This is a genomic window from Promicromonospora sp. NPDC060204, from assembly GCF_042728455.1.
Taxonomy (GTDB): domain Bacteria; phylum Actinomycetota; class Actinomycetes; order Actinomycetales; family Cellulomonadaceae; genus Promicromonospora.
Genome location: NZ_JBHWZO010000236.1, coordinates 1 through 9,769, shown reverse-complemented (window position 1 = coordinate 9,769; position 9,769 = coordinate 1). Strand labels below are relative to the sequence as shown.

General features: G+C 73.4%; 12 protein-coding genes. 8 read left to right on the top strand and 4 right to left on the bottom strand.

The window, feature by feature from the left end:
* The first annotated feature begins 44 nt into the window (after nucleotides 1–44).
* Nucleotides 45–455, top strand: coding sequence for a barstar family protein (locus ACFWEJ_RS23165; protein ID WP_377231539.1), 411 nt, complete (start codon nucleotides 45–47; stop codon nucleotides 453–455).
* Between the two features lie 25 nt (nucleotides 456–480).
* On the opposite strand, the gene ACFWEJ_RS23160 is transcribed toward ACFWEJ_RS23165, so the two are convergent.
* From ACFWEJ_RS23160 to ACFWEJ_RS23150, 3 genes are all read right to left on the bottom strand, one after another.
* The gene (locus ACFWEJ_RS23160) at nucleotides 481–1,401 is read right to left on the bottom strand and encodes a hypothetical protein (protein ID WP_377231538.1); all 921 of its coding nucleotides are present in this window, start codon (nucleotides 1,399–1,401) and stop codon (nucleotides 481–483) included.
* On the bottom strand, nucleotides 1,401–1,970 hold the full coding sequence (locus tag ACFWEJ_RS23155) for a SigE family RNA polymerase sigma factor (protein WP_377231537.1): 570 nt from the start codon (nucleotides 1,968–1,970) through the stop codon (nucleotides 1,401–1,403). The genes ACFWEJ_RS23160 and ACFWEJ_RS23155 overlap by 1 nt, the downstream gene beginning before the upstream one ends.
* A gap of 129 nt (nucleotides 1,971–2,099) precedes the next feature.
* Nucleotides 2,100–2,942, bottom strand: coding sequence for a helix-turn-helix transcriptional regulator (locus ACFWEJ_RS23150; RefSeq protein WP_377231536.1), 843 nt, complete (start codon nucleotides 2,940–2,942; stop codon nucleotides 2,100–2,102).
* 214 nt (nucleotides 2,943–3,156) lie between these two features.
* Here ACFWEJ_RS23150 and ACFWEJ_RS23145 point away from each other — a divergent pair, with 214 nt between their 5' ends.
* The 5 genes from ACFWEJ_RS23145 (at nucleotide 3,157) to ACFWEJ_RS23125 (ending at nucleotide 7,343) form a co-directional block, all read left to right on the top strand.
* Entirely contained in the window at nucleotides 3,157–3,549 is a 393-nt protein-coding gene (locus ACFWEJ_RS23145; protein ID WP_377231535.1) for an ester cyclase, read from the top strand.
* 151 nt (nucleotides 3,550–3,700) lie between these two features.
* Nucleotides 3,701–4,939: a carboxylate--amine ligase gene (locus ACFWEJ_RS23140; protein WP_377231534.1), complete on the top strand. Its 1,239-nt coding sequence runs from the start codon at nucleotides 3,701–3,703 to the stop codon at nucleotides 4,937–4,939.
* Entirely contained in the window at nucleotides 4,932–5,723 is a 792-nt protein-coding gene (locus ACFWEJ_RS23135; protein ID WP_377231533.1) for an aspartate/glutamate racemase family protein, read from the top strand. The genes ACFWEJ_RS23140 and ACFWEJ_RS23135 overlap by 8 nt, the downstream gene beginning before the upstream one ends.
* 119 nt (nucleotides 5,724–5,842) lie before the next feature.
* On the top strand, nucleotides 5,843–6,925 hold the full coding sequence (locus tag ACFWEJ_RS23130) for a S1C family serine protease (protein ID WP_377231532.1): 1,083 nt from the start codon (nucleotides 5,843–5,845) through the stop codon (nucleotides 6,923–6,925).
* 61 nt (nucleotides 6,926–6,986) lie between these two features.
* Nucleotides 6,987–7,343 (top strand): VOC family protein, encoded by a 357-nt coding sequence (locus ACFWEJ_RS23125; protein ID WP_377231531.1) that lies wholly within the window; start codon nucleotides 6,987–6,989, stop codon nucleotides 7,341–7,343.
* 16 nt (nucleotides 7,344–7,359) lie between these two features.
* Here the strand turns inward: ACFWEJ_RS23125 and ACFWEJ_RS23120 are convergent, their stop codons facing one another.
* Nucleotides 7,360–7,929: a TetR/AcrR family transcriptional regulator gene (locus ACFWEJ_RS23120; RefSeq protein WP_377231530.1), complete on the bottom strand. Its 570-nt coding sequence runs from the start codon at nucleotides 7,927–7,929 to the stop codon at nucleotides 7,360–7,362.
* A 65-nt stretch (nucleotides 7,930–7,994) separates the two neighbouring features.
* Between ACFWEJ_RS23120 and ACFWEJ_RS23115 the strand changes: the two genes are divergently transcribed.
* Together ACFWEJ_RS23115 and ACFWEJ_RS23110 are read left to right on the top strand one after the other, a co-directional pair.
* Complete coding sequence (locus ACFWEJ_RS23115; protein ID WP_377231529.1) at nucleotides 7,995–8,810, top strand: MBL fold metallo-hydrolase; 816 nt, start codon at nucleotides 7,995–7,997, stop codon at nucleotides 8,808–8,810.
* Between the two features lie 86 nt (nucleotides 8,811–8,896).
* The gene (locus ACFWEJ_RS23110; RefSeq protein WP_377231528.1) at nucleotides 8,897–9,733 is read left to right on the top strand and encodes an alpha/beta fold hydrolase; all 837 of its coding nucleotides are present in this window, start codon (nucleotides 8,897–8,899) and stop codon (nucleotides 9,731–9,733) included.
* Nucleotides 9,734–9,769 lie beyond the last annotated feature (36 nt).

Below are 9,769 nucleotides of genomic sequence, written 5' to 3'. Positions count from 1 at the left end.
CCGCGCACGGGCCCGGCCCCGAGCGGGACGGATAGCCTCGAACTATGACTCGTGACCTCCCCGTGCTCGTCGTCGACGGAACGCGGTTCGGCGACCTTGACGGCTTCGCCCGCGAGTTCTCCCGGCTGCTGAGCGGCTACACCTGGCGCGGAAACCTCGACGCCCTGAACGACGTGCTCCGCGGCGGGTACGGGACCCCGGCGGACGGCTGGACCCTGCGGTGGACCAGCTCGGAGACGTCCCGCGCGGCGCTAGGCCACCCGGAGACGGCCCGGCGGCTGGAACGGATCCTGCCGGGCGTCGACCCGTCGAACCGCGCGGCCTTCACCGCGCGGCTCGACGCCGCGCGACGCGGCGAGGGTCCGACGCTGTTCGACGAGATCGTCGCCATCGTCCGCGACCACGGACCCGGCGGCCGGGAGTCGGCGGACGGGATCCTGCTGGAGCTGGTCTGAGGCCGGTGGGCCGCCTCGGGCGGGGTCAGCGCCGGAAGTCCAGCGTGCCCAGGAAGGCGTGCAGGTCCTTCCAGCCCTGCTCGGTGCCGTCGAACTCGACCATGAGGAAGAGGTTCTCGCCCCGGTCGCTCTGGTGGAGGTAGATCTGGGCGTCGTACCTCTCCGGCTCGCCGTCCAGGGTCAGGACCGACGGCTGGACCTCGGCGTAGTCCGCACCGGGGACGGCGATCAGCTGGGACCAGGGCGCGGGGTCGGTCTGCGTCCACCAGTTCCCGCCCGGCTTGCCGCCCTGCACGTACACCCGCTCGTACTCCGGCTGCGGCTTCATCAGTGCCTCGATCTCCTCCGGCGTGAGATCCGGGGACCCCGGCCACGCTGGATCGTCGAGATCCTCCGGATCCACGCCCCCGTTCACGTGCGTCACCGTCGGGCCCGTCCACTCGACGCCGGGCGTGAACTGCCCCTCGGTCGCCTCGGAGGTCCAGGACTCCGGCACGGCGAACGACAGGCCGTTGAGCTCCACCTGCTTCCAGCCCGCCGGCACCACGTGGTCGAGCGGTTCGAGCGTGGGGTACTCGATGCCACCGACCGGCTTGCTGCTCGGATCCCGATGGGCCTGGGCGCCGTCCGACGGACCGGTCGACGGACCGTCCGACGGACCGGTCGACGGGGTCGGGTCGGCCGCCGCCCGGTCACTGCCCGGCAGCAGGTCACCGCGGTGGGCGCCGGCCGCGCCGAGCACCCCGAGACCAGCGCCGGCGAGCACGATCGCCGCGAGGCAGGCTCCCGCCGTCCTGGCCACCCGGCGGCGCCGCACGTTGCGCACGGCGGTCGCCACCAGCAGCGCCGGGTCGAGGTCCCCCGGCGTCTCGATCATCGACCCCGCCGTGTGGATGCCGGCCGCTAGCGCCGCGTCCTTCGTGGGGTGGGTGTCGTACATGGTCATCATCGTTCTCCCCCGTTGGGCACCAGCACGGTGCGCAGGCGTCGTAGGCCGTGTGCGGCGGTGGACTTGACGGTGCCCTCGGAGATGCGGAGCTCGGCGGCCGTCTCCGCGACCGAGCGGTCGAGCATGAACCGGAGCACCACCACGCGCCGCTGCTTCACGGTGAGCTGCATGAGCGCGCGGACCAGGCGGTCGCGGTCGACCACCTCCCCCTCGAACACCAGCACGCCAGGACTGCGCACGCTGGCGGCGGGGTCGTCGGTGAGCACCTCGCGACGGGTGCGGCGCCAGGTGTCGATGCGGGCCGTCGCCAGGACGCGGCGCGCGTAGGCGAACGGGTCGCCGTCGCCCACCTTCTTCCAGGCGTTGAACGTGCGCTCGAGGGCGATCTGCACCAGGTCCTTCGCGCGGTGCTCGTCGCCGCACAGCATGTAGGCGATGCGGTACAGCGCCGGGGTCTTGGCGTGGGCGAAGACCGTGAACTGCGCGACCGGGTCGGCGCCGCTCCGGACGACCGGGACCTCGGTGGTGACCGTCTCGGGGACCACGCCCACGGCGGTCCCGCTCATCCGCTGCACCGTCCCCGGCAGGAGCGGTCAGGGAGCGGTGTCGGGGATGGTTCGCGGCGTCGTGGACCCCGCTGGGTTGGCGTCATGCACCATAGACGCAGCCCGGGGCGGGTGGGGTTCTATGGAGTTTCAGCTGAACTGCTGCAGCCCGATCGTCGCGAGGAGGTCGAGCTGCCCGGCGGCCTCGGTGCCCGGTGCGGCGGTGTACACGATGAGCCGCAGGTCGCTGTCCCGGACGGTGAGGAAGTCGGCGTCGAGGGTGATCGGGCCGATCTCCGGGTGCAGGAACGTCCGGTGGCCCGGGGCGGGCTGCGGGGGCAGACGCTGCTCCCACAGGTCGGCGAAGTCGTCGCTGGCCTCCTGCAGGTCTGCGACGAGCTCGCGCAGCTCGGTGTCCTCCGGGTACCGGACCCACGCCTCCCGCAGGTCGGCGACCACCTCCAGCCGCAGGAGGCGTTCCTCCTCCTCGGTCCGCACGTAGCGGGTGGAGCGGTGCGTGAAGATGATCCACGCGAGGTTCTGCTCCCGCAGCGGCAGGGCCGACGTGTCCCCGGTCAGGGCGTAGGCCAGCGCGTTCGAGGTGACGCAGTGCCACGACGCGTCGACGACGGTCACCGGCGTGTCGGTGAGCCGGTCCAGGATGCGCTGCACGCTGGGCGTGATGTGCCGCTTGACCTGCCCGGACAGCGGCTCCGCCTGGTCCCCGAGCCGGAACAGGTGCACGCGCTCCTGGTCGGACAGCCGCAGCACGCGGGCCAGCGACAGCAGCACGGACGCCGAGGGGTGGCCGGCACGCCCCTGCTCCAGGCGGGCGAGGTACTCGACCGAGAGCCCCGCGAGCTGGGCGACCTCCTGCCTCCGCAGGCCGGGCACGCGCCGTCGTCCCCCGGCGACGAGGCCCGCCTCGGCGGGCGAGACCCGGTCACGCCACGCCCGCAGGCTGCTGGCGAGCTCGCTGGAGTTCACGACCATGCGTCCAGTCGTATCACGCGGGCGTGCGGCCGAGGGTAGCCCTGCCAGTACGAGGCTCAGCAGGTTCATTTTGCTCCGGCCGGTACGGGGCGAGATTCGGAGCACCCGGCCGGTGACGAACCACCGACGGACGAACCAACAGATCGGAAACAGCAATGAACAGCATCCGCCCCGCGTCCACCCCCTCCGTGGCGGTCCTCCTGTGAGCGCGGGCATGACCCCGGACGAGCTGCGGGACTTCTACCGGCGGTACGTGGACCTGGCGAACAAGCGCGACTTCGACCGCATGGACGAGTTCGCGCACGACGAGGTCATCATGAACGGCACCCCGGTCGCCCGCGACGACATGGTGGCCGAGTTCCGCCGGCACACCGACGCCGTCCCGGACCTGACCTGGGAGATCAAGGAGCTCCTGGTCGACGGCGGCCACGTCGCCGCCCGGCTCGTCGACACCGGGACGCCCGAGCGGGAGTGGAACGGCCTGGCGCCCACCGGCGCGACCGTCACCTTCGCCGAGACCGCGTTCTACGAGGTCGAGGACGGCCGGTTCAAGCACATGTGGTACCTGATGGACGCCGACGCGCTCCGCACCCAGCTCGCCCCGTAGGCGACGGAGGAAGGACGGTGGATGGCCCGGCCGACGGCCGGGCCATCCCCGTTCCCGGCTCCCCCGGATGTCCGACTTTTCCACTTCACCCCCTCTGTGACACAACGTTTCAGGCGCCTCGGACGTGTGAGATGACATGAGGAACAAAGCGGTGCACCCAGTCATCCTCGGTGGCGACGCCGGTGCCTACAGCCTCGCGCGCGCCTTCCACGAGGGCTACGGGGTCCGGTCGACCGTCGTGTCCATCCGCCCGACGCCGAACGTCACGCACTCCGGCATCATCCGCAACGTCGTCGAACCGCGCCTCGACGAGCCCGACGTCCTGGTCGAGCTGATCCGCCGGATCGCCGCCGCCGGACCGGGCCCGGTCATCGTGCTCACCTGCGTGGACTGGTACGTGCGGGCGCTCGCGGAGCACCGCGAACGCCTGGAGGACGTCGCGGTCGTGCCCTACCCGTCGGTCGAGCTGCTCGACCGGGTGATGGACAAGCAGCGGTTCTCCGAGCTGTGCCAGGAGATCGGGGTGCCGCACCCCCGCACCGAGGTGCGCGACGGCGGCGAGCCGGTCGGCGACCTCGACCTGCGCTACCCGCTGATCGCCAAGCCCGGCGACAACACGGCGTGGCACCAGGTGTCGTTCCACGGCAAGGCGAAGGTGCACCTGGTGCAGAACCGCGAGGAGCTGGCCGCGCTGCTGACGGCGGCCGGGGACGCGGGCTACCGGCGGCCGATGATCATCCAGGAGTACGTGCCCGGCGACGACTCGCAGATGCGGATCATGACCACCTACTCCGACCGCACGGGCGCGGTGCGCATGGCGTGGGGCGGCCGGGTGCTGCTGGAGGAGCACACGCCGGGGACGCTGGGCAACCCCGCCGCGATCCTCACCGGGCCGCTCCCCCAGGTCGAGGCGGACGCCCGCCGGCTGGTGGAGCACCTGGGCTGGACGGGGTTCGCGAACTTCGACGTGAAGGTGGACCCGCGGACCGGCGTCGGGCACTTCTTCGAGCTGAACCCGCGCACGGGGCGGTCCAACTACTACCTGACGGCGAGCGGCCTGAACCCCGCCGCCTACTGGATGGGCGACCACCTGACCGGGTTCTGGCCGCCGGCCGCCGAACCGCTGGAGGTGCTGTACCGGATCGTCCCGGGCTTCCTCCTGGACCGGTACCTGCAGGACAAGTCGGTGCGCGCCGAGGTGCGCCGCGCCCGCGCGGTGCACCCCCTCAAGTACGGCCGGGACCGGTCGCCGCGGCGCGACGCCTGGGTGCGGCTCGCCGAGCTGAACCAGGTGCGCAAGTTCTCGCAGTACCACCCCGCGCCGGAGGCGGGCGAGGCGAACGGGCGGCCCGAGGAGCCCGTCCCGTCCGGGGAGCGCGACGTTGCCTGACGGCGGACCGTTGCCCGACGGCGGCGGACCGGACGCCGGCCCCCCGGGGACGCTGGTCGGCGTGCTCGGCGGGGTCGGGCCGCTCGCGACCGTCCTGTTCATGGAGCGCGTCGTCCGGCTGACCGACGCGGCGCGCGACCAGGACCACGTCGACATGGCGGTGCTGCAGCACGCGACCGTCCCGGACCGGACGGCGTTCGTGCTGGGGCGCTCCGCCGAGGATCCCGGGCCGGTGCTCGCCGCCGACGCGCGGCGGCTCGCCGGGCTCGGGGCCGACCTCCTCGTGCTGCCGTGCAACACGGCGCACGCCTTCGCCGGCGCGGTCGCCGCGGCGACGCCGGCCCCGCTGCTGACCGCCGTGGACGCGGCGGTGTCCGCGGTGTGCGACACCTGGACCGCTCGCTTCAGCGGACCGCGGCCCGAGGTGGTCGGGCTGCTGGCGACGGAGGGGACGATCGCGTCGGGCGTCTACCTGGACGCCTTCAGCGCCCACGGCGTCAAGACCCTCGTGCCGGACGTCGCCGGCCAGGCGGCCGTGACCTCCCTGATCTACGACGGCATCAAGGCGGGCCGCGGCGGCGACCTGACCGCGCTGGCTGGCGTGGTCGCCGACCTGCGGTCGCGCGGCGCCGGCGCGGTCGTGCTCGGGTGCACCGAGCTGTCGGTCGCGGCGGAGGCGACGTCGCCGGACCGCCTGCCCGGCGTCGTGCTCGTGGACGCCCTCGACGAGCTGGCCCGCGCGACGGTGCTCCGGGCGGGACGGCGGCTGCGCCCCGTGGGCTGACGACGGGCCGCCGTGCCGTCGCCCCGTGCCGTCGCCGCCGTGCCGTTCCCGTGCGAGCCTGAAGGCGTTCCAGCGCCCGGCACCGCACGCCCGTGCGCGACCACCCCCGGGGAGGAACGATGTGCGCACAGCCGTCCCCCGAGCACCAGCGCCGAGGTTGGCGCGGCCCGGCCCTGGCGACCGGCGCCGCCCTCGGGGCCCTGGCGCTGGGCCTGGCCGGAGGCGTGCTCGGCGCCCGGCTCGCGGCGGACCCGGACGCGTCCGAGCCGGTGGGTAGCTGCGACGTGGCCGAGGTGGCCCCGCGCGTCCTGCCGACGATCGTCACGATCAGCGCGACGGGCGCGGAGGCCGGCACGGGCAGCGGCGCGATCCTCACCGCGGACGGCGCCGTGGTCACCAACGACCACGTCATCACGCCGGCCGTCCCCGACGGCCGGATCGAGGTGATCCTGGCGGACGGCGAGCGCCTGCCCGCCGAGCTGGTCGGACGCGACCCGCAGACCGACCTCGCCGTCCTGGACGTCGAGCCCGGGCGTGCGCTGCCCGCCATCGAGCTGGCCGGCTCGGACGACGTCGCCATCGGGGAGCCCGTCGTCGCCCTCGGTGCGCCGCTGGGGCTGTCCAGCACGGTGACGGCGGGCATCGTCAGCGCGACCGGCCGCTCGGTGACGGTGCCGACCGGCGAGGGCGGCACCACCGTCCTGACCGGGGCGATCCAGACGGACGCCTCGATCAACCCCGGCAACTCCGGCGGTGCGCTGGTCGACTGCGACGGGCGCCTGGTCGGGGTGAACACCGCGATCTCGACGGTGCCCGACAGCGCGGGGCAGCCGGTGGGCGGCAGCGTCGGGATCGGGTTCGCGGTCCCCGTGGGCACGGTCCGGGCGATCACCGACGAGCTGATCGAGCACGGCCGGGTCGCGCACCCGTCCTTCGGGATGACCGTCTCCGAGCTCCCGGCGTCCGCCGCCGCGCGGTTCGGCGTGCCGCCGGGGCTCGTCGTCACCGCGGTGACCGACGGCGGGGCCGCGCAGGCCGCCGGCCTCCGGGTGGGCGACCTGATCACGAGCCTGGACGGCCAGGACGCGCCGACCGACGCGACGCTGGCGCGGGTCGTCGTGCACGCCGCCGACGGCGACGAGGTGGAGGTGGAGGTCCTGCGGGACGGGCGGTCCCGCCAGGTGACGATGACACTGAGCTGACGTGCCCGGGTCGTGAGCCCGGCACCGATCAGTTTCGCCGGGGAGCACCGTCCACCCGCCCATGAGCGAATTCCTCTCCGACGGTGACGAACTCTTCGCGGCGAGCTGCGTCAACAGCTACGCGGCCACCTACCCCTGGTGGGAGACGCTGCTCGGTGCCCCGCCGTCGTTCAAGGCGACCCCGACCGAGGCGGTGTGGGAGGTGGCGCCCCACCGCTGGATCGTGCTCGAACAGCGCCCGGAGCGCGCGGGGAACGCGACGCACACGCTGTACGTGACCGATCTCGACGCCCGGGTCGCGGCGATCTCCGCCCGCGGCATCGAGCCGAGCGACACCGAGGTCTACGGCGACGTCCGCAAGGTGGTCTACCGCGATCCCGAGGGGAACGAGATCGGGTTCGGCGGCAGCCCGGTGTGAGCCGGGCCGGCCGCCCCTAGTCAGCCCGCGGCGTCGTGGACGCCAGCACCCGGTCGATGAGGTCGTCGATCGCCGCGGTGCCCAGCGGCCTGCCCTCGAACGTGACGAGCACGAGCACCGCTCCCGTCAGGAGCGCCAGGGCGGGTTCGACGTCGCGCTGCGCGACGTGCGACTCGAGCACGGCACGCAGCGCGCTGGTCCCCGTCTCGTACAGCCGCGTGCGCAGCCGGCCGACGACCTCGCTGTCGCCCGCGCGCTCGACGACGCCCGCCAGCAGGCGGTCGAGGTGACCGTGCGTGAGGTCGTCGGCGAAGTCCGCCAGGCCGGCGCTGAGGTCGGCCCGCAGGTCGCCGGTGGCCGCCGGGTGGTCCGCCTCGTCGCAGATCTGCTCGATCGACGCGCTGATCAGGTCGAGCCGGGTGGGCCAGTGCGTGTAGACGGTCGCCTTGGAGTACCCGGCGCGCCGAGCCACCGCGGCGTGCGTGACCGCGTCCCAGCCCTCGTCGAGCAGCAGCGCGCTGGTCGCGGCGACGACGTCGCGCCGCGTGCGGGCGATGCGCGGGTCCACTGCGGTCTCGCTCGTCATGGCGCGATCCTACGAGTACTGGACTGCGTTGACACTGTTGAACACATCGTTCAATACTGACATGCATGACCAACAACGACCCCTCGGCCGCGGGGACCCCCGCACAGATCGAGGTCTTCCAGCTCCCCACGGGCTCCTACGAGACCCCGGCCGCCCTGGCCTTCCGGGGCGGCAGCTTCCGCGACCGCCGGCAGTTCGCCGCCACCGCCGCGCTGGTGCGGCACCCGAAGGGCGACGTCCTGATCGACGCCGGGTTCGGCGCGCACGCCGAGGAGCACATCCGCACGCTGCCCGCGTTCCGGCGCTCGCCGCACCGGCTCGGCGCGACGGCGAGCGAGCAGCTCGACGCCGCGGGCTACGACCGCGGCAGGCTGCTCGGCGTGCTCCTGACCCACTCGCACTGGGACCACGTCAGCGGCCTGGACTCCCTCGACGCGCCGGTCCTCGTGACCGCCGAGGAGCTGCGGTACGCGGCCGGCAGCCGGGGCGACCGGGTGTTCAGCCACGTCGTCGCAGGCCACGACGTGCGGCCGTACACCTTCGACGGCCCGCCCCACCTGGGCTTCCCGGCCAGCCACGACCTGCACGGGGACGGCTCCGTCGTGATCGTGCCGGCGCCCGGCCACACCACGGGCTCGGTCATGGTCCTCGTCACCGAACGACCGGACCGGCGGTTCGCCTTCGTCGGCGACCTCGCCTGGCAGCTCGACGGGATCGAGCGCGGCGCGCAACGCCCCCTCCTGATGCGGCTGCTCGCCGACAGCGACCCGGCGCGCGTCCGGCAAGACCTGGCCCGGGTGGCCGCGCTCCCGCCCGACGTGCGGATCGTGCCCGCGCACGACGCGCGGGCCTACGCGGACATCCCGCTGCTGGGCGCGTAGGCGCGACGGTTTTTGCATCTCGGACCGATCGGACGTACGGTGGAGTTACTAGTCAGTCTACCTAGACATGTACGAGAGGTATACCCATGAAGCTCCGGACCTCCACGCGCCGCCTCGGCGCAGTCGTCGGTGTCGCCGTCAGCGCGGCGCTCGCCCTCGGCGTCGGCGTCAGCACGGCCCAGGCCGACAGCAGCCACCGACCCGACCGCGACACGACCAAGCCCACCGTCGTCCTCGTGCACGGCGCCTTCGCCGACGCGAGCGGCTTCGGCGGCGTGATCGACCGGCTGCAGCGCGACGGCTACCCGGTGCTCGCGGTCGGCAACCCGCTGCGCGGCCTCGCGTCGGACGCCGCCTACGTGCGCAGCGTCGTCGACTCCATCGACGGCGACGTCGTGCTGGTCGGCCACTCCTACGGCGGCGGCGTCATCACCAACGCCGCCAGCGGCGCCGACAACGTCGACGCCCTGGTGTACATCGCGGCCTTCGCCCCCGACAAGGGCGAGACCGTCGGCCAGTTCAACGACCCGACGCAGTACCCCGGTAGCGAGCTCGAGCCCGAGTCTCTGGTGCTGCGGCCGTACCCGGGCGGCGTCGACGCCACCATCGACCCCGCGGACTTCCGCCAGATCTTCGCCCAGGACCTCTCCTCGCAGCAGGCCCGCCTCATGGCCGCGACCCAGCGCCCGGCCAATGTCGCCGTCCTGGAGGAGGAGTCCACGGTCGAGCCGGCCTGGAAGACGATCCCGAGCTGGTACCAGGTCTCGGCCCAGGACCACGCCCTGTCCCCCGTGGCTCAGCGCTTCTTCGCCGAGCGCATGAACGCACACACCACCACGATCGACGCCTCGCACGCCGGGTACGTCTCGCACCCCGCCGAGACGGCGAAGGTCATCGAGAACGCCGCTCGCGCGACGAACTGACGTCACCCCGCCGGGCGCTCAGGTCACCGACCTGCC

Excerpts from the sequence above, each read along its gene's own strand:
- ACFWEJ_RS23165 (WP_377231539.1), top strand. The coding sequence starts at position 45 with ATGACTCGTGACCTCCCCGTGCTCGTCGTCGACGGAACGCGGTTCGGC.
- ACFWEJ_RS23160 (WP_377231538.1), bottom strand. The coding sequence starts at position 1,401 with ATGACCATGTACGACACCCACCCCACGAAGGACGCGGCGCTAGCGGCC.
- ACFWEJ_RS23155 (WP_377231537.1), bottom strand. The coding sequence starts at position 1,970 with ATGAGCGGGACCGCCGTGGGCGTGGTCCCCGAGACGGTCACCACCGAG.
- ACFWEJ_RS23150 (WP_377231536.1), bottom strand. The coding sequence starts at position 2,942 with ATGGTCGTGAACTCCAGCGAGCTCGCCAGCAGCCTGCGGGCGTGGCGT.
- ACFWEJ_RS23145 (WP_377231535.1), top strand. The coding sequence starts at position 3,157 with ATGACCCCGGACGAGCTGCGGGACTTCTACCGGCGGTACGTGGACCTG.
- ACFWEJ_RS23130 (WP_377231532.1), top strand. The coding sequence starts at position 5,843 with ATGTGCGCACAGCCGTCCCCCGAGCACCAGCGCCGAGGTTGGCGCGGC.
- ACFWEJ_RS23125 (WP_377231531.1), top strand. The coding sequence starts at position 6,987 with ATGAGCGAATTCCTCTCCGACGGTGACGAACTCTTCGCGGCGAGCTGC.
- ACFWEJ_RS23120 (WP_377231530.1), bottom strand. The coding sequence starts at position 7,929 with ATGACGAGCGAGACCGCAGTGGACCCGCGCATCGCCCGCACGCGGCGC.
- ACFWEJ_RS23115 (WP_377231529.1), top strand. The coding sequence starts at position 7,995 with ATGACCAACAACGACCCCTCGGCCGCGGGGACCCCCGCACAGATCGAG.
- ACFWEJ_RS23110 (WP_377231528.1), top strand. The coding sequence starts at position 8,897 with ATGAAGCTCCGGACCTCCACGCGCCGCCTCGGCGCAGTCGTCGGTGTC.